Below are 23,203 nucleotides of genomic sequence, written 5' to 3'. Positions count from 1 at the left end.
AATTCTATTTCCCTGACAAATCATGCGGATATAAATTTTAACATTTGGATTGATAATTGTTATCGTTTGCATTATCGTTACGCCGAAATCAAAAAAGGCTGACAAATCAGGGGCTGTTCCGGCTTTCTGGGATGATCACCTGCATACAAATAAGTCCACCGCGATGCTGCCGTACGCAAGGGGACGTGAAGAAGATGTGAGCGATAACCCATTTTATTTTCGTAGTTACCTCATGGAGATATGGAATGTTTAGGTTGAACCCCTTCGTACGGGTCGGGCTGTGTTTGTCCGCTATTTCTTGTGCATGGCCTGTGTTAGCGGTCGATGATGATGGCGAAACGATGGTTGTCACCGCATCTTCCGTTGAGCAAAACCTTAAAGATGCACCCGCCAGTATCAGCGTCATTACCCAGGAAGACCTGCAGCGAAAACCGGTACAGAATCTGAAGGATGTCCTCAAAGAAGTGCCTGGCGTACAACTGACGAACGAAGGGGATAACCGTAAGGGCGTTAGTATTCGTGGTCTGGACAGCAGCTACACCCTGATTCTCGTCGACGGTAAACGCGTTAACTCCCGCAATGCCGTCTTCCGCCACAATGATTTCGATCTGAACTGGATCCCGGTCGATTCCATCGAACGTATTGAAGTGGTCCGTGGCCCGATGTCGTCGCTGTACGGTTCCGATGCGCTCGGCGGTGTCGTCAACATCATCACCAAGAAGATCGGTCAGAAATGGGCAGGCACAGTAACTGTTGACACCACCATTCAGGAACATCGCGATCGCGGTGATACCTATAACGGTCAGTTCTTTACCAGCGGACCATTAATTGACGGCGTGCTGGGAATGAAAGCTTACGGCAGCCTGGCAAAACGTGAAAAGGATGACCCACAAAACTCAACGACCACCGATACCGGAGAAACGCCGCGTATTGAAGGATTCTCCAGCCGCGACGGCAATGTGGAATTTGCCTGGACACCGAATCAAAATCACGATTTTACTGCCGGATACGGTTTTGACCGTCAGGATCGTGATTCCGACTCGCTGGACAAAAACCGCCTGGAACGTCAGAACTACTCCGTCAGCCATAATGGGCGTTGGGATTACGGCACCAGCGAACTGAAATACTACGGTGAGAAAGTCGAAAACAAAAACCCTGGCAACAGCAGCCCGATAACTTCCGAAAGCAATACGGTCGACGGCAAATACACGTTGCCGTTGACGGCGATTAATCAGTTTCTCACGGTTGGCGGTGAATGGCGTCACGACAAACTTAGCGATGCGGTGAACCTGACCGGGGGAAGCAGCTCCAAAACGTCTGCCAGCCAGTACGCGCTGTTTGTGGAAGATGAATGGCGGATCTTCGAGCCGCTGGCGCTGACGACCGGCGTACGTATGGACGATCATGAAACCTACGGTGAACACTGGAGTCCTCGTGCCTACCTGGTTTATAACGCCACCGACACCGTAACGGTGAAAGGGGGCTGGGCGACGGCATTTAAAGCGCCTTCTCTGTTGCAACTTAGCCCTGACTGGACGAGCAATTCCTGCCGTGGCGCATGCAAGATTGTGGGTAGCCCGGATCTGAAACCTGAAACCAGCGAAAGTTGGGAGCTGGGGCTTTACTACATGGGTGAAGACGGCTGGCTGGAAGGGGTGGAGTCCAGCGTGACCGTTTTCCGTAACGATGTGAAAGATCGCATCAGCATCAGCCGTACGTCTGACGTCAATGCTGCACCGGGCTACCAAAACTTTGTCGGTTTTACAGCGGACGGTGTGCCAGTATTCAGCTACTACAACGTTAACAAAGCACGTATTCAGGGCGTGGAAACCGAACTGAAAATTCCGTTCAACGATGAATGGAAACTGTCGATCAACTACACCTACAACGATGGTCGTGATGTCAGCAACGGCGAAAACAAACCGTTGTCCGATCTGCCGTTCCATACCGCTAACGGTACGCTGGACTGGAAACCGCTGGCGCTGGAAGACTGGTCATTCTATGTTTCTGGTCACTATACCGGGCAGAAACGCGCCGACAGCGCGACGGCTAAAACTCCGGGCGGTTATACCATCTGGAATACCGGCGCGGCCTGGCAGGTGACCAAAGACGTCAAACTGCGTGCGGGTGTGCTGAACCTTGGCGACAAGGATCTCAGTCGTGACGACTACAGCTATAACGAAGACGGACGTCGTTACTTTATGGCAGTGGATTATCGCTTCTGATGCGAAGATGCCCGGCGTCGATCCCGCCGGGCATAATTCCAGAAATTCGCTTCTGGCTTTATAACCGATGAAATTTTGCCAGTAAGGCCAGTGAAAATGTTGTCAGCAAAATGGTAATGACTGCGTAAATATACACTCCTGACCATTCCCAACTGTTTTTCACCATAATAACTGGAAGCCCTGCCATTGCCGCGCCTAAATAACTAAACAAGCCCCTGAATCCAGTAATGGAACCTGCCGCATCTTTATGCGTAACATCAAGACACCCGACAGCGAATAACATATGCGGTCCATACAATGCAAACCCCATGATTGTAAACAGAATAGCCGTTAATGTGTAGGAGACGTCCTGCACCAGCGGTACGAGAACGATGCAAATACATAAAGCGATGGCAAAGATTAATCCGGTCATCCAGCGGTTACTTTTAAACATGAAATCGGACAAGTACCCCGCCAGTAATCCCCCAGCAAGTCCACCTGCTTCAAACCAGGATATAATGGAGTTCGCTTTAATCAGGCTCCAGTTATGAACCTGAGAATAATAAATTTGTGGCCAGTCATTGAGGATGGTGCGTGCAATATAGACCGACATATCCCCGAGGATAATGAGCCAAACTAATGGGTTGGTAAGAATATATTTAACGAATATTTGCCAAAAACTGAGATCAACCGGACTTGCTTTAACTTGTGCAAGTTCTGTCGGGTCGTTGCGCCACTTACCGACGTTAGGCAAACCGAGCGTGCCGGGACGATCTTTTATCGTAAACAAGGCAACAATCCCCATAATCAGTGAGATTACACCCGGAACATAAAAGCCCATCTTCCAGCTGCCACTAAAAGCAATAGCAAAGCTTGTCAGGAGAGGCGCAAGACTACCGCCAATATTATGCGCAGCTTCAACAACTGCCCACCAGCGTCCGCGTTCATTTTTCGAGAACCACGAGGCCATAATTTTTGCCATTGGCGGAAAACTGGTACCCTGGAGAATAGCATTAAGGCTATACAGGATATAGAACGCAGCAACGCTGTCTGAAAAACCGAAAAGAATGTTAACAATACCGACGCCAATAAGTACGGGGCCAGTCATCGCTCGTGGGTTAATTTTATCGACTAACATGCCACCTACAAACTTCATGGAGCCATAAAGAATGTAAAAGACCGACGACATGATAGCGAAATCTTGTGCGGTTAATGACGTATCCGTTAACATCGCTGGCATGGCCGCAGAGAAATTCTTGCGGGTTAAGTAAAATACGGCATAAGAGATAAATACAGAGGTGATGATTTCAATGCGAAATTTTTTATAAGTATGATCAACTTCTTCTTTTGGTTTGACCACCGGTTGGTCGGCCTGGCTGAAAATAAATTTTTTCAAACTCATTGTGAGTTTCCTTTTCTGTGAACCTTATGGCGCTATAATTTTTCTTCTATAAAAAAGAGAAGCGACTCGAAACCATTAAAATTAATCTGGTCAGCAATTTTTTCCCGGGTTTTAGGTTTTGCTTTCCATGCCACGCCATTTCCGGCATGCAAAAGCATAGGAATATCATTGGCACCATCTCCACAGGCAATGATGTTTTCACGGCAGATAGCTAACTCTGTCGCTAAATTTATCAGGGTTTGCTTTTTCTTTTCTGCATTCATAATAGGTAAGGTAATTGTATCAGTTAACAGATCTTCCTTAATGCGCACAGAGTTAGAAAATGCAAAATCAAGTTGATATTTTTCCTTCAATCGCTCAGTAAAAATATCCAAACCTCCAGATATAATTGCCGTCTTGAATCCTTTTTCTTTTAGTATGGGAAGAATAGTTTCAAGACCTGGTGAAAGAGTCATCTGTTCACAAACTTGATGCAATATATCTTTATGCGTTCCTTTAAGCATGGCAATTCGCCGGGTAAAACTGGTATCAAAATCGATTTTCCCTTCCATCGCTTCACGGGTCAGTGCGGTGATTTTTTCAGAGATGCCGAGTCTACGGGCTATTTCATCGACACCTTCTTCTTCAACAAAGGTGGAATCCATATCAAAGGCAATAATTCCCTGATCCGGTAAGACCCTGGGTTTACGGAAAAAATCAAACTGATGATTATCAGCACGGTGACGTAAACCAGCATAAAAAGCAGGGTTGGTAACATCATCTGGTAATACTAGCTTTAGATACTCTTTATTTATTTGCCCACTGTAATTCGTTGTTAGCGAAAACACCGAGGGGGAAATCTTTAAATGTTGCAGATAATCTTCCAGACATTTTTGGGTGATGTCGATGCCTGTTGGCGACAAGAAATAAATAATCGTCATTTACCGCTCCTTTTTATCTGCAATGATTATAATAAGATTTCATAGAGGCTGATGTATCTGACAATCACAGTTGTGAATGTTAAATAAAAGATAAAAAAGTACTTTTTTTGATACTTTGAAATAATAAGATACTAAAAGTACCATTTTTGATATCTTTACCAGGATATAAAGAATAACTATTTTTCAACGTTGAAGGAATCATTTAAAAATATGGAAAGCTGCATAGATATATTCAAGATAGTTATTGGTCCATCCAGTTCCCGCACAGTCGGGCCAATGCGTGCGGCTTATAATTTTGTGTCACAATTGAAACAGCAAGAAATGTTACCTTTGTTGCGGAAAATTGATGTCGAACTTTATGGTGCGCTGTCATTAAGCCGCAAGTGCCATAATGTTGATGTGGCGATTTATCTCGGTTTGCAAGGACACTTACCTGACAGCGTTGACATTCGCATGGAAATGTCCGCCATCAGGCGTGCAGAAACTGAGGCGACGCTGGAAGTTATGCCTGGTGTCAACGTCAGTGTATCCATTCTTTCTAATCTACAAGCGCATCCGGGGCACCCTTATGCGATGACATTTCGTGCCAGAGATGACTGGTTTACACTTTATGAAGAAACCTGGTTTTCTATCGGCGACGGTCAAGTGCTAAAAGCAGGAGAGGCGATTATTCCTCCATCAGTCACTCCACATCCTTTTGAATTCCAGAACGCAAACGAATTATTAAAACTTTGTCAGCAAAACGGATTATCTGTCGCGGCATTAATGATGAAAAACGAACTGCACTGCCAGACAGCAGCTTTTTTGCATGACGATCTTCATAAAAAATGGGAAGTAATGAAGGATGCGGTTTATCGCGGGATGCATACAGAAGGATTACTTCCAGGTCCGTTTCAGGTTAACCGTCGTGCCTGTGCTTTATATAAATCGTTGCAGTCAAAGGGTTTTTCCAATGACTTCCTGACTGCGCTCAATTGGGTCAATACTTTTGCCATTGCGGTGAGCGAAGAAAATGCTGCGGGTGGACGTGTCGTGACAGCACCCACCAACGGCGCGAGCGGTATTATCCCGGCTGTACTGTGCTGGTATGATAAATTCATTCACGAGCTTGATACATACTCCGTTACCCGCTTTTTACTGACCGCTGGTGCCATCGCCATTCTGTTCAAAAAAAATGCCTCTATTCTGGGTTCTGAAGTTGGATGTCAGGGGGAAATAGGTGTTGCCAGTTCAATGGCGGCAGCAGGATTAGCAGAACTTATGGGCGGGTCAGTGGCTCAGGTACTTAGCGCGGCAGAAATTGCGATGGAGCATCATTTAGGTTTGACCTGTGATCCAGTTGGCGGGCAGGTACAAATTCCTTGTATTGAACGAAATGCTATTTCAGCTGTGAAAGCTATCAACGCAACGACGATGGCGTTGAGTCGCATAAGCGAGCCGTGCATTACGCTGGATGAGATAATTTCCGCGATGTATGAAACCGGAAAGGATATGAGCGCTAAATACCGTGAAACTTATCATGGCTGTCTGAGCAAATTGCAGCCAAGAAAAAAGGATGCGTAAGATGAAATATAATACGATGAATAACAACGAAATTATTTTATCACTGTGCGCTCGCATTAAAGAAACGCGTATCTCATTATCATTGACCCAACAGCAGTTAGCCGAGCGTGCATTGGTGGGCATAGCAACGGTCAAGCGGATTGAAAAGGGGGGAAGTTTAAATCTTGATACTCTCATTTCTCTTCTGCGCGCGCTGAATAAATTGCAAAATCTCGATGCCATATTGTTCGAAGCAGAAATGCGTAATTTCAACGAAAATAGTTCCAGCGGCGAAGGGGCAGGGCGACTACAGGTACGCCAGCAACTGACAGATTTAAACCAGAAGTCTCCAGCCCCGCACGCAGATGACCATAATTTTAGTACGGCGCTGGAAAATACCCTCTGCTGGTGATTATTCCTGTAAATACTGCGCATGGAAGCGCAGATGATCCTCTATAAAAGAGGCAATAAAGTAGTAACTGTGATCATATCCCGGCTGAATACGTAGCGTCATCGGCCACGCTTTTTGACGCGCGGCTTCTGCCAGCACTGCGGGTTGTAGCTGGTCGGCAAGAAACTGATCATTATCGCCCTGATCAATCAATGTCGGGATCGCATCCTGCGCATTACTCGCATACATCAGCGCGCAACTGTCCCATTCCATCCAGTCATTTTTATCCTCACCCAGATAAGTGCTAAACGCTTTTATTCCCCACGGGACGCTGCACGGATTCACAATCGGCGCAAAGGCGGAAACACTGGTGTATTTGCCAGGATTTTTCAGCGCCATAATCAATGCGCCGTGACCACCCATGGAATGACCGCTAATAGCGCAGCGATCGCTGACGTTAAATTGCGATTGAATGAGAGTCGGTAATTCATCGCGCAGATAATCGTACATCCTGTAATGCGTCGCCCACGGTTTTTGTGTGGCGTTGAGATAAAACCCCGCGCCCTGACCTAAATCGTAGCCGTCGTCGTTGGCTACTTGTTCGCCGCGCGGACTGGTGTCTGGCATCACCAGTACAATCCCCAGTTCCGCCGCTACGCGTTGGGCCCCCGCTTTGGTGGTGAAGTTCTCGTCATTGCAGGTTAATCCGGAGAGCCAGTACAGCACCGGCGGCGGGGTGTGATCGCGAGGCGGTGGAAGAAAGATGCTGAACGTCATCGGGCAATTTAAGGTACTGGAGTCGTGCCGCCAGCGTTGTTGCCAGCCTTCAAAACAGCGGTGCTCTTCGAGCATTTCCATGCGTGGCTCCTTGTTGTGTTGTTTGCAATTTCTTCATCATACCGTTTATTCAATGTGCTGTGAGTAACTTTCACTTCCGTATATACATAACGATGTTTTAACATCTGCTGATGAAAGGCAGCGGCAATTACAATAATTATCGCTGTGAATACTGGATTATGTGCGCCGCCTCACGCACAATAATCAGGCTGTAAATCAGCTTAATAACTTTGCCCCCACGCAGGGCGGAGGCGTCACACCTGCAGGAGAAATCATAAATGCCATCACTCAGTAAAGAAGCGGCCCTGGTTCATGAAGCGTTAGTTGCGCGAGGACTGGAAACACCGCTGCGCCCGCCCGTGCATGAAATGGATAACGAAACGCGCAAAAGCCTTATTGCTGGTCATATGACCGAAATCATGCAGCTGCTGAATCTCGACCTGGCTGATGACAGTTTGATGGAAACGCCGCATCGCATCGCTAAAATGTATGTCGATGAAATTTTCTCCGGTCTGGATTACGCCAATTTCCCGAAAATCACCCTCATTGAAAACAAAATGAAGGTCGATGAAATGGTTACCGTGCGCGATATCACCCTGACCAGTACCTGTGAACACCATTTTGTTACCATCGATGGCAAAGCGACGGTGGCTTATATCCCGAAAGATTCGGTGATCGGTCTGTCAAAAATTAACCGTATCGTGCAGTTCTTTGCCCAGCGTCCGCAGGTGCAGGAACGTCTGACGCAGCAAATTCTCATTGCGCTACAAACGCTGCTGGGCACCAATAACGTGGCTGTCTCTATCGATGCGGTACATTACTGCGTGAAGGCGCGTGGCATCCGCGATGCAACCAGTGCCACGACAACGACCTCTCTTGGTGGATTGTTCAAATCCAGTCAGAATACGCGCCACGAGTTTCTGCGCGCTGTGCGTCATCACAACTGATTAAAAGGCAGGAACCATGGAGCGCAACGTCACGCTCGATTTTGTTCGCGGCGTCGCCATTCTGGGGATCCTGCTATTAAACATCAGCGCCTTTGGGTTACCAAAGGCGGCTTATCTCAATCCCGCCTGGTACGGCGCTATTACGCCGCAGGATGCATGGACCTGGGCATTACTCGATCTCATCGGTCAGGTGAAATTCCTCACGCTTTTTGCGTTGCTGTTTGGTGCTGGCCTGCAAATGTTGCTACCCCGTGGCAAACGCTGGATCCAGTCGCGGTTAACACTGTTAGTCTTGTTGGGCTTTATTCACGGTTTATTGTTCTGGGACGGCGATATTCTGTTGGCTTACGGGCTGGTGGGCTTAATCTGTTGGCGGCTGGTGCGCGATGCGCCATCGGTAAAAAGCCTGTTTAATACCGGCGTCATGCTTTATCTGGTGGGGCTTGGCGTTTTGCTATTGTTGGGGTTGATTTCAGACAGTCAGACCAGCCGCGCCTGGACGCCGGATGCATCGGCTATTTTGTATGAAAAATACTGGAAGCTTCACGGCGGCGTTGAAGCGATCAGTAATCGTGCCGATGGTGTTGGCAACAGTTTACTGGCACTGGGCGCACAGTATGGCTGGCAACTGGCAGGGATGATGCTAATTGGCGCGGCGCTGATGCGCAGTGGCTGGCTGAAAGGACAGTTTAGCTTGCGCCATTATCGGCGTACCGGTTTTGTGCTGGTGGCGATTGGGGTGATCATTAACCTTCCAGCGATCGCCCTGCAATGGCGGCTGGACTGGGCATATCGCTGGTGCGCCTTCTTACTTCAGATGCCGCGGGAACTGAGTGCGCCGTTTCAGGCGGTTGGCTATGCGTCGCTGTTTTATGGTTTCTGGCCGCAATTGAGCCGCTTTAAGCTGGTGCTCGCGATCGCCTGCGTCGGACGGATGGCGCTGACCAACTATCTATTGCAAACGCTGATTTGTACCACGCTTTTTTATCACCTCAGTTTGTTTATGCAGTTTGACCGTCTGGAATTGCTGGCGTTTGTTATTCCGGTATGGCTGGCGAATATTCTCTTCTCTGTTATCTGGCTGCGTTACTTCCGTCAGGGGCCGGTGGAATGGCTCTGGCGTCAGTTAACTTTACGTGCTGCCGGACCTGCATTATCTAAAACATCAAGATAACGATCTGGATCACATTCATTAACAAAATGGTTGTAACCGTTTCCATTGCTGTGACTCGATTCACGAAGTCCTGAATTCAGTGCTGACAAAATAGCCGCCAGCAAGCAGGCATTTACTGCAATCTCATAACAGGTAGTGAATATGATCACCATTCGTGATGTAGCGCGTCAGGCTGGCGTCTCTGTGGCAACGGTTTCCCGGGTGCTCAATAACAGCACGCTGGTCAGTGCCGACACGCGTGAAGCAGTAATGAAAGCAGTGAGCGAGCTGGATTATCGGCCAAACGCCAATGCCCAGGCGCTGGCAACTCAGGTTAGCGATACCATTGGCGTGGTGGTAATGGACGTTTCTGATGCGTTTTTCGGCGCGCTGGTAAAAGCGGTGGATCTCGTCGCCCAGCAGCACCAGAAATATGTGCTAATAGGTAATAGCTATCATGAAGCGGAAAAAGAGCGTCATGCCATTGAGGTGTTAATTCGTCAGCGTTGTAACGCGTTGATTGTTCATTCAAAAGCGTTAAGCGATGATGAATTAGCGCAGTTTATGGATAACATTCCCGGTATGGTGTTAATCAACCGCGTTGTGCCAGGTTACGCCCATCGTTGCGTTTGCCTGGATAATCTCAGTGGTGCCCGAATGGCCACGCGCATGTTGCTCAATAATGGTCATCAACGTATTGGTTATCTTTCTTCCAGCCACGGTATTGAAGATGATGCCATGCGCAAAGCAGGCTGGATGAGTGCGTTGAAAGAGCAGGATATTATTCCGTCGGAAAGCTGGATTGGCACTGGCACCCCGGACATGCCAGGCGGTGAGGCGGCGATGGTTGAACTGCTGGGGCGCAATCTACAACTTACCGCTGTATTTGCATACAACGACAATATGGCCGCTGGCGCACTGACGGCATTAAAAGATAATGGTATTGCGATTCCGTTACATCTCTCAATCATCGGTTTCGATGATATTCCCATCGCTCGTTACACCGACCCACAATTAACGACCGTGCGTTATCCCATTGCTTCGATGGCAAAATTAGCTACCGAACTGGCCTTACAAGGGGCAGCAGGCAACATTGATCCTCACGCCAGCCACTGTTTTATGCCGACGTTAGTGCGTCGCCATTCTGTCGCAACGCGCCAGAATGCGGCAGCGATCACTAACTCAACAAATCAGTCGATGTAACCGCTTTCAATCTGTGAGTGATTTCACAGTATATTAACAATGCGATAGCTATGATTGCACCGTTTTAACGCTGTAACCTGTATGTAACAGTGAATCATCACTTTCACCGAGGTAATAGCGTCATAACAACAATTAAAGCCGTTTTCTGGAGCGTTACCGGGCATGGAAGAACGAATTTTAAAAAGTGAGCTTCGGCGTTCAGTAACACTTCATTAACTCTACTGCCCCGCCGAGCATTTATCTCAAGCACTACCCTGCATAAGAAAAACCGGAGATACCATGAATAAGAAGGTGTTAACCCTGTCTGCTGTAATGGCCAGTATGTTATTCGGTGCCACTGCACACGCTGCTGATACCCGTATTGGTGTAACAATCTATAAGTACGACGATAACTTTATGTCTGTTGTGCGCAAGGCTATCGAACAAGATGCGAAAGCCGCGCCAGATGTTCAGCTGCTGATGAATGATTCTCAGAATGACCAGTCCAAGCAGAACGATCAGATCGATGTATTGCTGGCGAAAGGGGTGAAGGCACTGGCGATCAACCTGGTTGACCCGGCAGCTGCGGGTACGGTGATTGAGAAAGCGCGCGGGCAAAACGTGCCGGTGGTTTTCTTCAACAAAGAACCGTCTCGTAAGGCGCTGGATAGCTACGATAAAGCCTACTATGTCGGCACTGACTCCAAAGAGTCCGGCATTATTCAGGGCGATTTGATTGCTAAGCATTGGGCGGCAAACCAGGATTGGGATCTCAACAAAGACGGTCAGATTCAATTCGTACTGCTGAAAGGTGAACCGGGCCATCCGGATGCAGAAGCACGCACCACTTACGTGATTAAAGAGCTGAACGACAAAGGCATCAAAACTGAACAGTTACAGTTAGATACCGCTATGTGGGATACCGCTCAGGCGAAAGATAAGATGGACGCCTGGCTGTCTGGCCCGAACGCCAACAAAATCGAAGTGGTTATCGCCAACAACGATGCGATGGCAATGGGCGCAGTAGAAGCACTGAAAGCACACAACAAGTCCAGCATTCCAGTGTTTGGTGTCGATGCGCTGCCAGAAGCTCTGGCACTGGTGAAATCCGGTGCACTGGCGGGCACCGTATTGAACGACGCTAACAACCAGGCGAAAGCGACTTTTGATCTGGCGAAAAACCTGGCCGATGGCAAAGGTGCGGCTGATGGTACCAACTGGAAAATCGACAACAAAGTGGTCCGCGTACCTTACGTTGGCGTAGATAAAGACAACCTGGCTGAATTCAGCAAGAAATAAGACTGATTGGGCGCAGTCGTTTACTGCGCCCTTATTGTATGGCCAACAAGGTAAAATTATATGGTCAGCTCAACGACTCCGTCTTCCGGGGAATACTTGTTGGAAATGAGCGGTATCAACAAGTCTTTTCCGGGGGTTAAGGCACTTGATAACGTTAATTTAAAAGTCCGGCCACATTCTATCCATGCATTAATGGGGGAAAACGGCGCAGGAAAATCAACATTATTAAAATGCCTGTTTGGTATTTATCAAAAAGACTCCGGCACCATTTTGTTCCAGGGTAAAGAGATCGATTTCCATTCTGCCAAAGAAGCACTGGAAAATGGTATTTCGATGGTACACCAGGAATTAAACCTGGTATTGCAACGTTCGGTGATGGACAACATGTGGCTGGGGCGATATCCCACCAAAGGCATGTTTGTCGATCAGGACAAAATGTACCGCGAAACCAAAGCAATTTTTGATGAGCTGGATATTGATATCGATCCGCGTGCGCGCGTCGGCACATTATCCGTTTCGCAAATGCAGATGATCGAAATCGCCAAAGCGTTTTCCTATAACGCGAAAATTGTGATTATGGATGAACCGACATCTTCGTTAACTGAAAAAGAGGTCAATCATCTTTTCACTATTATTCGTAAATTAAAAGAGCGCGGCTGCGGTATTGTTTATATCTCGCATAAAATGGAAGAAATCTTCCAGTTATGTGATGAAGTCACCGTATTGCGCGACGGTCAGTGGATCGCTACCGAACCGCTGGCAGGGCTAACGATGGACAAGATCATCGCCATGATGGTTGGACGCTCTCTTAACCAGCGTTTCCCTGACAAAGAAAACAAGCCGGGCGAAGTGATTCTGGAAGTGCGTAATCTGACGTCGCTGCGCCAGCCGTCGATTCGCGATGTCTCGTTTGATCTGCATAAAGGGGAGATCCTCGGTATTGCCGGTCTGGTGGGGGCGAAACGTACCGATATTGTTGAGACGTTATTTGGTATTCGCGAGAAATCGGCTGGCACCATTACGTTGCACGGCAAAAAGATCAATAACCATAACGCTAACGAAGCCATAAACCACGGATTTGCACTGGTAACTGAAGAGCGCCGCTCAACGGGAATTTATGCCTATCTGGATATTGGCTTTAACTCGTTAATTTCCAATATCCGCAACTACAAAAATAAAGTTGGCTTGCTGGATAACTCGCGGATGAAAAGCGATACCCAGTGGGTAATTGATTCGATGCGGGTAAAAACGCCGGGACATCGTACGCAAATTGGTTCACTCTCCGGCGGTAATCAGCAAAAGGTAATTATTGGGCGCTGGCTGCTTACGCAACCAGAAATATTAATGCTCGATGAACCAACGCGCGGTATTGATGTCGGAGCGAAGTTTGAAATTTATCAGTTAATTGCCGAACTGGCGAAGAAAGGCAAGGGGATTATTATTATTTCCTCCGAAATGCCAGAGTTGTTAGGGATAACAGACCGTATTCTGGTCATGAGCAATGGTCTCGTTTCCGGAATTGTCGATACAAAAACAACAACGCAAAACGAAATTCTGCGTCTTGCGTCTTTGCACCTTTAAGATTAGGGGCCTCCCATGAGTGCGTTAAATAAGAAAAGTTTTCTTACTTACCTGAAAGAGGGCGGTATTTACGTCGTTCTTTTAGTTTTGCTGGCGATTATTATTTTCCAGGACCCAACTTTTTTAAGTCTGTTGAACTTAAGTAATATTCTCACCCAGTCATCGGTGCGTATTATTATCGCGCTTGGTGTGGCAGGATTAATTGTCACCCAGGGGACCGACCTTTCTGCGGGACGTCAGGTAGGGCTGGCAGCCGTGGTGGCAGCGACGTTATTGCAGTCCATGGATAACGCTAACAAAGTATTCCCGGAAATGGCGACGATGCCGATTGCGCTGGTAATTCTGATTGTCTGTGCCATTGGCGCGGTGATCGGTTTGATCAACGGCCTGATTATCGCTTATCTCAACGTGACGCCATTCATTACCACGCTCGGCACGATGATTATCGTCTACGGCATCAACTCGCTCTATTACGACTTTGTCGGGGCGTCGCCAATTTCTGGTTTTGACAGTGGCTTCTCTACCTTTGCTCAGGGCTTTGTCGCGCTGGGGAGCTTCCGTCTCTCTTACATCACTTTCTACGCGTTAATTGCGGTGGCATTCGTCTGGGTGTTGTGGAACAAAACCCGCTTCGGCAAGAACATTTTTGCCATTGGCGGTAACCCGGAAGCGGCGAAAGTTTCTGGTGTCAACGTTGGCCTGAACCTGCTGATGATCTACGCGTTGTCTGGTGTGTTCTATGCCTTTGGCGGGATGTTAGAAGCCGGACGTATCGGCTCTGCCACCAACAACCTCGGCTTTATGTATGAGCTGGATGCTATCGCAGCGTGCGTGGTGGGCGGCGTATCATTTAGCGGCGGTGTGGGGACGGTAATTGGTGTAGTGACCGGGGTAATTATCTTTACCGTTATCAACTATGGCCTGACGTACATCGGCGTAAACCCGTACTGGCAGTACATCATCAAAGGGGCGATTATTATCTTCGCCGTGGCGCTGGATTCACTGAAATACGCGCGTAAGAAGTGATGTGAATGTGGGTATTGCCGGATGCGCCGCATCCGGCAATCGGTGCCAAATGCCGGATGCGTCTCTGATTTTACAACGTTACCGGGTGTTCTTTCTCTCCCTTCTTAAACTTCACTTCCCCAAGATCAATACAACCCACCGGGCAGACGTGACCGCAAAGCAGGCAACCCACACATTTCTCGGTATTACAATGCGGTGTGCGGGTTTTCTCGCTCCATTCCATCGCCTGGTGACCGCCGTCATAACAGGAAATATAACAGCGTCCACAGCCAACACATTTATCGAGATTGATGTTGGGATAGACAATATAACTGCGGTCTAAATCTTCCGCCGGAACAATATTGTGATTCGCCAGACCTACCATCTCCTGCAACGAATCAAACCCCTGATCGGCAAGATAGTGTGACAACCCGCTCGCCATATCTTCCACTATCCGATAGCCGTACTGCATAATGCCGGTGGTCACCTGCAATGTCGCTGCACCGAGCAATAAAAACTCTGCCGCATCTTCCCAGGTTTCAATACCGCCGATACCGCTGATCGGGAAATCGCGCAGCTCTGGATGGGTGCGCATTTGCTGAATAAAGCGTAGGGCGATCGGTTTTACCGCTTTACCGGAATATCCGGAAATACTCGATTTACCGTTAACGATCGGCATACCAATTTTCTGATTAAGATCGATATTGGTGATGGATTTAACGGTATTAATCGCCGCAATGCCATCTGCGCCGCCGCGCTTCGCAGCCAGCGCCACTTCGCACATATCACCGATATTCGGCGTCATCTTCGCCAGCATCGGCAGCGTAGAACCACGTTTCACTGCCCGACAATATTTTTCTACCAGCTCCGGGCTTTGCCCGACATCACTACCCATCGCATGAGAAGTCATTTGCGGACAGGAGAAGTTACACTCGATCATATCCGCACCAGCTTCTTGCACTAGCCGCGCCAGATCCTCCCACTGCTGTTCATTTTCGCCCATGATCGAAGCGATCAACACTTTGTCCGGATAATCTTCTTTCAGCCGACGCAGGGCGGCCAGATTCTCCTCCAGAGGATGTTCGGCAATCTGCTCCATATTTTTGAAGCCGATAAAACCGGTATCTTCTTTCACCAGATGATCAAAACGTGGTGAGACTTCGTTGGCGATAAAAAAGCCGATCGTTTTAAATACCACGCCACCCCAGCCCGTGTCGTAGGCTTTGGCGCACATCTCATAGCAATTGCCTACCGGCGAAGAAGAGAGGCAGAACGGGTTGGGAAACTTCACGCCGCAAAAGGTAATCGAAAGATCTTTCGTTAACATGAGCAAGCTCCCTCTAAATAGTGATGAATTGCCTCAGCGGCTTCTTTCCCGGTTTTCACGGCATAGACCACGGTTTTGTCACCCTCAACAATATCGCCAGCAGCAAAGACTTGCGGATCGCGGGTCTGGTAATTTTGTGTTTTGATGGTGTTACGCTGCGGCTCTAACTCCGCAAAGGCATCCAGTCTGGCATGCTGACCGACGGCGAGAATAATTTTATCTGCCGCCATCGTCAGTTCGCCCGGTAAGCGTACATGCTTAAACGTGACTTTATTGCCTTCCACGGCCACTGGTGTGAATCCATCGATGATCGAAACGCCCAACTCCCGGGCGCTGGCAAACTCTTTTTCGCTTGCCGGAAACTCATCTAACTCTTCACGTGCTACGCAGGTTACCGCCTGACAGCCGAGAACTTTCAGCGTGCTGGCAACGTCCATCGCGACATCACCGCCGCCGATAATTAATGCGCTTTGTGGAATGCTGATATCGCCCTGCGCCTGCCGTGCACGTTGCAAGAAGTCGACGGCAATCTCAACGTCGCTATGCTCAAACAGCGGTAGCCCGGAACCGCCCGACAACCCTACGGTGACAAGTACTGCGCGGTTTTCCGCTTTCAGTTGCTCCAGGGTGAGTACTTTACCGATTTCGTTATTGCACTTAATGGTCACCCCCATTTTTTCGATACGGGCGATCTCTGCATCCAGCACGGATTGCGGCAAACGAAATTGCGGAATACCGTTACACAGCCAGCCACCGGGTTGCGCTTCTTTTTCATAAATAGTGACGTCGTACCCCATATTTGTCAGCGTCACGCTGGCCTGCAATCCAGCAGGACCTGCGCCAATAATGGCGACTTTGCCGAGCGTTTTAGTACCAGGCTGATAAATTTCCATCCCGGTTTGTTGTTCAAAATCAGTGATAAAACGCTGTAAGCGACCGATATCAATGGGATCATCAACACCGGCACGGGTACAACCGCTTTGACATAATTTCTCCGTTGGGCAAACTCTGGCGCATACAGCACCTAAGGCATTATTTTCGCGAATTGTCTCGGCAGCGCCTTTAAAATTACGAAAGTAGATTGAGCGTATAAATTTCCCCGGATCGGTTTGTGCCGGGCAAGCCTGACTACAGGGAGCGTCGTGACATAATAAACAGCGAGAGGCTTCTTTAATCGCCAGTAAAGGCGTAAAAGCCGGAGTGAGTTCATCCAGATAATTTTGTTGCGGCATGTGATCTTCCTTAATGCTATGAGTAATTAAGGCGAACGCTAAATATACTCGTCATACTTCAAGTTGCATGTGCTGCGTCTGCGTTAGCTCACCCCAGTCACTTGTCGCCTTCCTGCAACTCGAATTATTTAGAGTATAAATATTGCGTGCTGATATTAAGGCTAAGCGTGTGGGGAAATTTAAACTGTGAAAGGATTCACAAATAGCTGCGGTTCAGAATGTTATATCCGCAGCTTATTAAGTGAAGTAATAATTATTCTCAATAATTAACAGAAAAGGGAAAATATTAGCGATAGAAAATAAGATAAGCAATCATGCCGATAGATAAAATTCCGAAGCCACTATATGCTACTAAATAAGCGAAGAAGAGTCCGGGATTTTTTGCTCGCCAGACATACACCGGTTCCGGTGCATTTTTAACCCGTTTATCAATCGCGCCTACGCGCCAGCCTTTCCATGCTTCGCGGAAACAAAATATCGGGATAAGGAAAAAAACGGCAACGACAAAAAACTGCTGTACATCCATAACTACTTTCCTTGTTTCTTTTGTAATTCAAGTAACTGTTCGGGCGTGACGGCGGGATACCCCTGTGCATCTTCCGGCACCTGGTGCATAGCCGGAATAGGCACAAGCGGCCCTAAAAAGCGCGGTTCACGTTTAAAAATATAAAGGTCAGCCAGCGCACCGAAACGGGCGGCAAATTCGCGAATACGTACTGACAGCATATCTTTCGGTGACGGTACGGCATAACACTGGGCCTGAATCCCCATATGTAGCGCTATAAATAATGCCCGCTCACAGTGGAAACGTTGGGTGATAATAATGAAATCATTAGTATCAAAAACTTTGCGTGTACGGACGATGGAATCCAGCGTACGAAAACCTGCGTAATCGAGGACAATATCTGATGGGTCGACACCTGCGGCGATTAAATCTTTGCGCATGGTCTTTGGCTCATTATAACTTTGCAAAGCATTATCGCCGCTCAGTAATAGATAATTTACCTTGCCGCTGTTATAGGCATTAATCGCTCCTTGAATACGGTAGCGATAATACTGATTAATTACGCCAGTACGATAATATTTTGCTGTGCCGAGCACCACGCCGACCTGGCGGTAGGGGAGATCCTGCAATTCGTCGTAGATATAAGGCGCGGTTTTCCAGCTCATCCAGCGATCGAGGCCGAGCACAGTCAACAGCAGCAAGCCGATCAGGACTAACAGGCTGTAGAACACGCGCTTTAACATGCAGGAGACTCGATCTAAGGAAAATTTCCATCAGGCTACTTTACCCGCTGGTTTTGCGCAAGAAACGGCAAACTGTTTGCCGGGATTTTCGACACCGGGAGAGAGCAGGCAAGTATGATGCGACGTTTATCAGTGTGTCAGACCTGAAGGCGGCCGGATAAGGCGTTCACGCCACATCCGGCACCAGTCTTAAGCGAGAAGCACGCGGTCGATATTGTGACAACCGAGAGCTTTCAGCGTTGCGGAGGTTGCATCCCACTGAATCAACGGCGCATCGGCTTTTTCTGCCAGAACCGCGCGCTGGATATCCGGGTAATCATAACCCTTGAGATTCAACAAAATTAACGCCCCCTGCAACGGTGGTAGAGTCGGGTTAAATGCGGCGTTTTCAGCGTAGCTGCCGCTGAAAATACGACCGTCTTTACATTCCAGCGCGACACCGCTTGGCGACTTACTGTAAGGCATGTGCGAACGGTTTGCCGCCGCAATCGCTGCCTGAGAAAGCGCATCACCAGTCAGCGCATAGCCGTGATCCTGCTCGTCCATCAGCAGCGTTTTAATCTCCAGATCTTTCGGCCCAAAGGCATCCGGCAGATAGTCACGCAGCGCGTGTGCCTCGCGGCCCGGCAGATGAATACGCAGATCCAGACCGCTGTTCAGTTCATTCATAAACTGACGGCAGTGACCACAAGGCGTGTAGTTAACGGTGATGGCTGCGAGCGCTTTTTCACCACTCAACCAGGCGTGGCTGATCGCGCTTTGTTCGGCATGAACGGTTTGCTGCATTGTCGCACCAATAAATTCCATATTGGCACCGAAATACCAGGTTCCGCTCACACCGCGCGCAATTGCGCCAACATTAAAATTCGACAATGGCGTACGCGCACAGGCCGCCGCCAGCGGGAGTAGTGCGAATGCCAGCGCGTCTTCGTCCAGCCCCGTTGCGCTCTTCAGCAATGAGACTTGCTCCCCGGTCAACAAAGCGGGGAAGTACTTGTCTGCCAGAATAGGTTCCAGTGCAGATTGCAAGTTATCCGCAAGTTGGGCAAAAGCGGTTTGAAAACGTGGATGCATGGCGTTGCCTCATAATCATGTAATGGGATAACAGTTTACGAACCCGTTATGGCTTTATATGTGATCTGAATCTCATTAATTGTGCAACGAATGAAACTTACATCAAAAATGCGCGACGCATCGCAAATTTTAGCCCATTACTGCCAGAATAATCGGGAAAAGGAACGGTGCGATCAGCGAAGTAATAATCCCGCATAACACCAGCGCCAGCGAACTAAATGCACCTTCCTGATAATCCAGCTCAGCACAGCGTGCCGTACCGAGGGCGTGCGAGGCTGTCCCCATCGCCAGACCGCGCGCTGCTTTGGTGCGAATACGCATCGCATTAAGTAACGTATGACCAAACACTGCGCCCAGAATACCGACGAAAATCACGCAAACTGCGCTGATTGCCGGAATACCGCCAATACTGCCGCCAACCGCCATTGCAATAGGCGTGGTGACTGATTTCGGCAGGATTGACGCGGCGATTTCCGGTGAAGCGCCCATCAACAATGCCACGGAAGTCCCCGTCACCATCGCAACCACGCTGCCGATAAAACAGATGGTGATGATCGATTTCCAGCGCGCGCGGATCTGGTGCAGCTGCTCATATAAAGGATAGGCCAGTGCGACAACCGCCGGTTGCAGCAGATCGTTTAGCACTTCGCTACCTTTAAAGTAGCTGTCGTAAGAGATGCCGGTCAGCATTAAAAAAGGAATGATCACCACCATTGCAACCAGCAATGGGTTAAGCAAGGGAAACTTATACCGCGCCGCCAGTTTGCGGGCGGCAAAAAAGACAATTAACGTTAGCGGCAATGACCACCAGATATTTGCCATCATTCTTCTGATCCTTTCTGACCTACGACTTTACGTTCACCATGCACCAGTTGCGAACTCCAGCTCACCACCAGAAAAACCACCAGCGTACTGACTGCACAGGAAACCACTACCGGGCCAAACTGTGCACGGAGCAAATCAAAATATTGCATGACGCCTACGCCAATCGGCACAAACAATAGCGCCATATAGCGAATCAGTACGTAGCACCCCGGATTGACCCACTTTGCCGGAAGAATTTGCAAGGCCAGCAGGACAAACAAGATCAGCATCCCGATGATGCTGCCCGGAATGGTTACCGGTAGCAGGGAAGCAATGAAAATGCCTGCATACAGGCAGGCATAAATCAGGATAAAAGCGCGTAAATATTGCCAGATAATGTTCAGTGTCTTACTCATAATCAACACCCCAGATGAGATGGATTCATCATACAATTAATTCGTAAAACGTGCTACCGATCACATTAAGAATTCTCAGCATAGTTGAATTACAGGGAAGTAACATCGGGCGAGTGCCCAGTTCAGCACACTAATTCTGCTGTAAAAAGTGCAGAAACTGACTTAAAGCATAAGAAGGCGTTTCGTTATTACGCCAAAACACACCGACGCTGCCTTTCTGTTCAATCTTTGGCAGGTTGAGGATTGCCAGTTGCCCCTGGCTGGCATAACGTTGCGCCAGGCGTAATGACAAAATAGAGATCATATTGCTGCTTTGTAACAGGTTGGTACTGACGTTCATCGATGCCGACTCAATCGTGTTTTCTGGCAGCATCACGCCGTGGTCTACCAGCGCATTATCAATGCTGATGCGGATGGGGGTACCTGTCGGCCAGACTATCCACCGCCAGTTAGCAAGATCATTCCAGCTGAGGGTGGCGTATTTCGCCAGTGGATGCTCAGGACGGGCGACAAAGCATACCGGCTCGGTGTAGAGCACGCGATAATTCAGCGGCAGCTGCAACGCGCGACCGCCAATTCGCCCAACCACCACATCGACAGAACCTGCCAACAGATCTTGCAGCAATGGGGTCATCACCTTCTCTTCGATATTCAGGTGTAGAGTTGGCATCTCCTTGAGCAAATGCAAAATCGCCTGGGATACGCAGTCAGTGGCGACGGGAGAACAGCCAATTTTCAGACTGCCGACCAGTCCACCTTGTTTAAAGCGAGCCAGTTCATATTGCGATCTTTCCATGTCATTGATTAACCGTTGGGCATGTTGCAATAACAATTTGCCGCCTTCGGTCGGACGAAGCCCTTTGCTGTGCCGCTCAAAAAGTGTGAGTCCGATCTCATCTTCCAGTTGTGACAACCATTTCGAAAGCGCGGGTTGGGTGATATTCATCATCCGCGCGACATGGGTCAGATTACCCTGTTCACCCAGCGCCACCAGCATTTGCAGGTGATGTAGTTTTAGTTTTTGCGCCCAGTTCGCCATTTGCCATAACCTCCAGGTTATCTCTCTGCCCGAAATGCCATTGTACATCTCATCTCTTTAATCACATTATCGCAACATATACAAAACAAAAGAAACATCTACCTTACCTGCACTGAGGCATTTACTATGACTCAACGACGTGATTTACAAGCACTTATCGATGCCGCTCCGGTCGGCAAGATGCAGTGGCGCGTTATCATCTGCTGTTTTCTGGTGGTAATGCTCGATGGTTTTGACACCGCGGCTATCGGCTTTATCGCCCCTGATATTCGCACTCACTGGCAGCTCACCGCAGGCGATCTCGCCCCGCTTTTTGGTGCGGGTCTGCTGGGATTAACCGCAGGCGCACTGCTTTGTGGCCCGTTGTCCGATCGCTTTGGTCGCAAGCGGGTGATTGAGCTGTGCGTCTTTTTGTTTGGCGCGTTAAGCCTCGCCTCGGCTTTCTCACCGGATCTGCAAACGCTGGTCTTCCTGCGCTTTCTCACCGGCCTGGGTCTGGGCGGCGCGATGCCGAACACCATCACCATGACCTCGGAGTATCTGCCTGCCCGCCGCCGCGGCGCGCTGGTGACGCTGATGTTTTGCGGCTTTACGCTGGGTTCGGCGTTTGGCGGGATTGTCAGTGCGCAGCTGGTGCCGGTGATTGGCTGGCACGGCATTCTGGTGTTGGGGGGCGTGTTACCGCTGATGCTGTTTGTCGCACTGCTGGTAGTTCTGCCGGAATCGCCACGCTGGCAGGTGCGCCGCCAGCTACCGCAGGCGGTGATTGCGAAAACCGTCAGCGCCATCACCCGCGAGCGTTATGTCGATACCCACTTTTATCTCATTGAATCAGCCTCCGTTACAAAAGGCAGCATTCGTCAACTGTTTATGGGACGTCAGTTACCCATTACGTTGATGTTGTGGGTAGTGTTCTTTATGAGCCTGCTGATTATTTACCTGCTCTCAAGCTGGATGCCGACGCTACTGAACCATCGCGGCATAGACCTGCAACACGCGTCCTGGGTCACCGCCGCGTTCCAGATTGGCGGTACGTTGGGCGCGCTGGCGCTGGGCGTGCTGATGGATAAGTTCAATCCTTTCCGCGTGCTGGCGCTGAGCTATGCCATAGGCGCTATATGCATCGTGATGATTGGCTTAAGCCAGGATGGATTATGGCTGATGGCGCTGGCGATTTTCGGCACCGGCATTGGCATTAGCGGATCTCAGGTGGGGCTGAATGCGCTGACCGCAACACTTTATCCAACACAAAGTCGCGCCACGGGCGTGAGCTGGTCAAATGCTATCGGCCGCTGCGGCGCGATTGTCGGCTCGCTTTCTGGCGGCCTGATGATGGCGATGAATTTCTCTTTCGACACCCTGTTTTTCATTATCGCTGTGCCCGCGGCGATCAGTGCGGTGATGTTAAGCCTGCTGATCACCGTGGTTCGCCAGTCGACCTCTGTCCCTGACTCACTGCCTCGCGCAGGCGTTGTGAACGAATAAGGAGCATCCTAATGACTGATAACAATCAAAAAAGCCGCTGTAGATTCAATCTGTCAATGCAACACCCCTTTCAATTATCTCTTTCGGTGTTTTGAACTTCAGTGTCTTTCTCGGT

The 23,203-nt window shown here is 49.0% G+C and carries 22 protein-coding genes; 10 read left to right on the top strand and 12 right to left on the bottom strand.

The annotated features are described in order from the left end of the window. Nucleotides 1-245 precede the first annotated feature (245 nt). Nucleotides 246-2,225 (top strand): catecholate siderophore receptor CirA, encoded by a 1,980-nt coding sequence (cirA, locus tag BEB42_RS14440; protein ID WP_000489213.1) that lies wholly within the window; start codon nt 246-248, stop codon nt 2,223-2,225. Nucleotides 2,226-2,283: 58 nt separating this feature from the next. On the opposite strand, the gene BEB42_RS14435 is transcribed toward cirA, so the two are convergent. Both BEB42_RS14435 and serB read right to left on the bottom strand, forming a co-directional pair. Next, on the bottom strand, nt 2,284-3,606 hold the full coding sequence (locus tag BEB42_RS14435; RefSeq protein ID WP_000053687.1) for an MFS transporter: 1,323 nt from the start codon (nt 3,604-3,606) through the stop codon (nt 2,284-2,286). Nucleotides 3,607-3,638: 32 nt separating this feature from the next. Beyond that, the gene (gene serB, locus BEB42_RS14430; protein WP_000152722.1) at nt 3,639-4,526 is read right to left on the bottom strand and encodes a phosphoserine phosphatase SerB; all 888 of its coding nucleotides are present in this window, start codon (nt 4,524-4,526) and stop codon (nt 3,639-3,641) included. 210 nt (nt 4,527-4,736) lie between these two features. Here serB and BEB42_RS14425 point away from each other — a divergent pair, with 210 nt between their 5' ends. Then, nucleotides 4,737-6,089 carry an L-serine ammonia-lyase gene (locus BEB42_RS14425; protein ID WP_001353093.1) on the top strand — a complete coding sequence of 451 codons (1,353 nt, stop codon included), beginning with the start codon at nt 4,737-4,739 and terminating at the stop codon, nt 6,087-6,089. 1 nt (nt 6,090) lies between these two features. Beyond that, nucleotides 6,091-6,480, top strand: a complete 390-nt coding sequence (locus BEB42_RS14420; protein WP_001353094.1) for a helix-turn-helix domain-containing protein — start codon at nt 6,091-6,093, stop codon at nt 6,478-6,480. Here the strand turns inward: BEB42_RS14420 and yeiG are convergent, their stop codons facing one another. Next, a complete protein-coding gene (gene yeiG / locus BEB42_RS14415; RefSeq protein WP_000425446.1) occupies nt 6,481-7,317 on the bottom strand; it encodes an S-formylglutathione hydrolase in 837 nt (278 codons plus the stop codon). 257 nt (nt 7,318-7,574) lie between these two features. Here yeiG and folE point away from each other — a divergent pair, with 257 nt between their 5' ends. The 6 genes from folE (at nt 7,575) to mglC (ending at nt 14,484) form a co-directional block, all read left to right on the top strand. After that, entirely contained in the window at nt 7,575-8,243 is a 669-nt protein-coding gene (gene folE, locus BEB42_RS14400) for a GTP cyclohydrolase I FolE (RefSeq protein ID WP_001139613.1), read from the top strand. Between the two features lie 16 nt (nt 8,244-8,259). Continuing rightward, nucleotides 8,260-9,417: a DUF418 domain-containing protein YeiB gene (yeiB, locus tag BEB42_RS14395; RefSeq protein ID WP_000440925.1), complete on the top strand. Its 1,158-nt coding sequence runs from the start codon at nt 8,260-8,262 to the stop codon at nt 9,415-9,417. A gap of 141 nt (nt 9,418-9,558) precedes the next feature. Continuing rightward, a complete protein-coding gene (galS, locus tag BEB42_RS14385; protein ID WP_000628667.1) occupies nt 9,559-10,599 on the top strand; it encodes an HTH-type transcriptional regulator GalS in 1,041 nt (346 codons plus the stop codon). A 279-nt stretch (nt 10,600-10,878) separates the two neighbouring features. Further along, complete coding sequence (gene mglB / locus BEB42_RS14380) at nt 10,879-11,877, top strand: galactose/glucose ABC transporter substrate-binding protein MglB (protein ID WP_001036980.1); 999 nt, start codon at nt 10,879-10,881, stop codon at nt 11,875-11,877. Between the two features lie 60 nt (nt 11,878-11,937). Continuing rightward, nucleotides 11,938-13,458 carry a galactose/methyl galactoside ABC transporter ATP-binding protein MglA gene (mglA, locus tag BEB42_RS14375; protein WP_000255032.1) on the top strand — a complete coding sequence of 507 codons (1,521 nt, stop codon included), beginning with the start codon at nt 11,938-11,940 and terminating at the stop codon, nt 13,456-13,458. Between the two features lie 15 nt (nt 13,459-13,473). Further along, nucleotides 13,474-14,484: a galactose/methyl galactoside ABC transporter permease MglC gene (mglC, locus tag BEB42_RS14370; protein ID WP_001275118.1), complete on the top strand. Its 1,011-nt coding sequence runs from the start codon at nt 13,474-13,476 to the stop codon at nt 14,482-14,484. 70 nt (nt 14,485-14,554) lie between these two features. Here the strand turns inward: mglC and preA are convergent, their stop codons facing one another. The 8 genes from preA to BEB42_RS14330 form a co-directional block, all read right to left on the bottom strand. Then, nucleotides 14,555-15,790, bottom strand: a complete 1,236-nt coding sequence (gene preA, locus BEB42_RS14365) for an NAD-dependent dihydropyrimidine dehydrogenase subunit PreA (RefSeq protein ID WP_000956049.1) — start codon at nt 15,788-15,790, stop codon at nt 14,555-14,557. Continuing rightward, the gene (preT, locus tag BEB42_RS14360; protein WP_001136350.1) at nt 15,784-17,022 is read right to left on the bottom strand and encodes an NAD-dependent dihydropyrimidine dehydrogenase subunit PreT; all 1,239 of its coding nucleotides are present in this window, start codon (nt 17,020-17,022) and stop codon (nt 15,784-15,786) included. The genes preA and preT overlap by 7 nt, the downstream gene beginning before the upstream one ends. Before the next feature lie 286 nt (nt 17,023-17,308). Beyond that, a complete protein-coding gene (locus BEB42_RS14355) occupies nt 17,309-17,548 on the bottom strand; it encodes a DUF2542 family protein (protein ID WP_000383102.1) in 240 nt (79 codons plus the stop codon). Nucleotides 17,549-17,550: 2 nt separating this feature from the next. Next, nucleotides 17,551-18,270: an outer membrane permeability protein SanA gene (gene sanA / locus BEB42_RS14350; RefSeq protein ID WP_000920073.1), complete on the bottom strand. Its 720-nt coding sequence runs from the start codon at nt 18,268-18,270 to the stop codon at nt 17,551-17,553. A gap of 189 nt (nt 18,271-18,459) precedes the next feature. After that, entirely contained in the window at nt 18,460-19,344 is an 885-nt protein-coding gene (cdd, locus tag BEB42_RS14345; protein ID WP_000553542.1) for a cytidine deaminase, read from the bottom strand. Between the two features lie 129 nt (nt 19,345-19,473). Further along, complete coding sequence (locus BEB42_RS14340) at nt 19,474-20,169, bottom strand: CidB/LrgB family autolysis modulator (RefSeq protein WP_000968208.1); 696 nt, start codon at nt 20,167-20,169, stop codon at nt 19,474-19,476. Continuing rightward, nucleotides 20,166-20,564, bottom strand: coding sequence for a CidA/LrgA family protein (locus tag BEB42_RS14335; RefSeq protein ID WP_001353095.1), 399 nt, complete (start codon nt 20,562-20,564; stop codon nt 20,166-20,168). Before BEB42_RS14335 ends, BEB42_RS14340 begins: the two co-directional genes overlap by 4 nt. Before the next feature lie 130 nt (nt 20,565-20,694). Then, the gene (locus BEB42_RS14330; protein ID WP_000024646.1) at nt 20,695-21,603 is read right to left on the bottom strand and encodes a LysR family transcriptional regulator; all 909 of its coding nucleotides are present in this window, start codon (nt 21,601-21,603) and stop codon (nt 20,695-20,697) included. Between the two features lie 126 nt (nt 21,604-21,729). Here BEB42_RS14330 and mhbT point away from each other — a divergent pair, with 126 nt between their 5' ends. Beyond that, on the top strand, nt 21,730-23,088 hold the full coding sequence (gene mhbT, locus BEB42_RS14325) for a 3-hydroxybenzoate transporter MhbT (RefSeq protein ID WP_000194229.1): 1,359 nt from the start codon (nt 21,730-21,732) through the stop codon (nt 23,086-23,088). A gap of 45 nt (nt 23,089-23,133) precedes the next feature. Here mhbT and BEB42_RS26700 read toward each other — a convergent pair. Continuing rightward, on the bottom strand, nt 23,134-23,203 hold a 70-nt coding region (locus BEB42_RS26700), incomplete at its 5' end, for a hypothetical protein (RefSeq protein WP_223720289.1).

Origin of the sequence: Escherichia sp. MOD1-EC5990, from assembly GCF_002965285.1 — a bacterium.
GTDB lineage: Bacteria > Pseudomonadota > Gammaproteobacteria > Enterobacterales > Enterobacteriaceae > Escherichia > Escherichia coli_F.
The sequence above is the reverse complement of the archived record's forward strand: the minus strand, read 5'-3'. Positions and strand labels throughout refer to the sequence as shown.

What these genes read in the sequence shown, in the direction of transcription:
- BEB42_RS14330 (WP_000024646.1), bottom strand. Translation starts at nt 21,603, where the DNA reads ATGGCGAACTGGGCGCAAAAACTAAAACTACATCACCTGCAAATGCTG.
- yeiB (WP_000440925.1), top strand. Translation starts at nt 8,260, where the DNA reads ATGGAGCGCAACGTCACGCTCGATTTTGTTCGCGGCGTCGCCATTCTG.
- BEB42_RS14425 (WP_001353093.1), top strand. Translation starts at nt 4,737, where the DNA reads ATGGAAAGCTGCATAGATATATTCAAGATAGTTATTGGTCCATCCAGT.
- BEB42_RS14355 (WP_000383102.1), bottom strand. Translation starts at nt 17,548, where the DNA reads ATGGATGTACAGCAGTTTTTTGTCGTTGCCGTTTTTTTCCTTATCCCG.
- mhbT (WP_000194229.1), top strand. Translation starts at nt 21,730, where the DNA reads ATGACTCAACGACGTGATTTACAAGCACTTATCGATGCCGCTCCGGTC.
- cdd (WP_000553542.1), bottom strand. Translation starts at nt 19,344, where the DNA reads ATGCATCCACGTTTTCAAACCGCTTTTGCCCAACTTGCGGATAACTTG.
- BEB42_RS14420 (WP_001353094.1), top strand. Translation starts at nt 6,091, where the DNA reads ATGAAATATAATACGATGAATAACAACGAAATTATTTTATCACTGTGC.
- folE (WP_001139613.1), top strand. Translation starts at nt 7,575, where the DNA reads ATGCCATCACTCAGTAAAGAAGCGGCCCTGGTTCATGAAGCGTTAGTT.
- sanA (WP_000920073.1), bottom strand. Translation starts at nt 18,270, where the DNA reads ATGTTAAAGCGCGTGTTCTACAGCCTGTTAGTCCTGATCGGCTTGCTG.
- cirA (WP_000489213.1), top strand. Translation starts at nt 246, where the DNA reads ATGTTTAGGTTGAACCCCTTCGTACGGGTCGGGCTGTGTTTGTCCGCT.
- mglB (WP_001036980.1), top strand. Translation starts at nt 10,879, where the DNA reads ATGAATAAGAAGGTGTTAACCCTGTCTGCTGTAATGGCCAGTATGTTA.
- BEB42_RS14435 (WP_000053687.1), bottom strand. Translation starts at nt 3,606, where the DNA reads ATGAGTTTGAAAAAATTTATTTTCAGCCAGGCCGACCAACCGGTGGTC.
- mglA (WP_000255032.1), top strand. Translation starts at nt 11,938, where the DNA reads ATGGTCAGCTCAACGACTCCGTCTTCCGGGGAATACTTGTTGGAAATG.
- BEB42_RS14335 (WP_001353095.1), bottom strand. Translation starts at nt 20,564, where the DNA reads ATGAGTAAGACACTGAACATTATCTGGCAATATTTACGCGCTTTTATC.
- preT (WP_001136350.1), bottom strand. Translation starts at nt 17,022, where the DNA reads ATGCCGCAACAAAATTATCTGGATGAACTCACTCCGGCTTTTACGCCT.
- preA (WP_000956049.1), bottom strand. Translation starts at nt 15,790, where the DNA reads ATGTTAACGAAAGATCTTTCGATTACCTTTTGCGGCGTGAAGTTTCCC.
- serB (WP_000152722.1), bottom strand. Translation starts at nt 4,526, where the DNA reads ATGACGATTATTTATTTCTTGTCGCCAACAGGCATCGACATCACCCAA.
- galS (WP_000628667.1), top strand. Translation starts at nt 9,559, where the DNA reads ATGATCACCATTCGTGATGTAGCGCGTCAGGCTGGCGTCTCTGTGGCA.
- BEB42_RS14340 (WP_000968208.1), bottom strand. Translation starts at nt 20,169, where the DNA reads ATGATGGCAAATATCTGGTGGTCATTGCCGCTAACGTTAATTGTCTTT.
- yeiG (WP_000425446.1), bottom strand. Translation starts at nt 7,317, where the DNA reads ATGGAAATGCTCGAAGAGCACCGCTGTTTTGAAGGCTGGCAACAACGC.
- mglC (WP_001275118.1), top strand. Translation starts at nt 13,474, where the DNA reads ATGAGTGCGTTAAATAAGAAAAGTTTTCTTACTTACCTGAAAGAGGGC.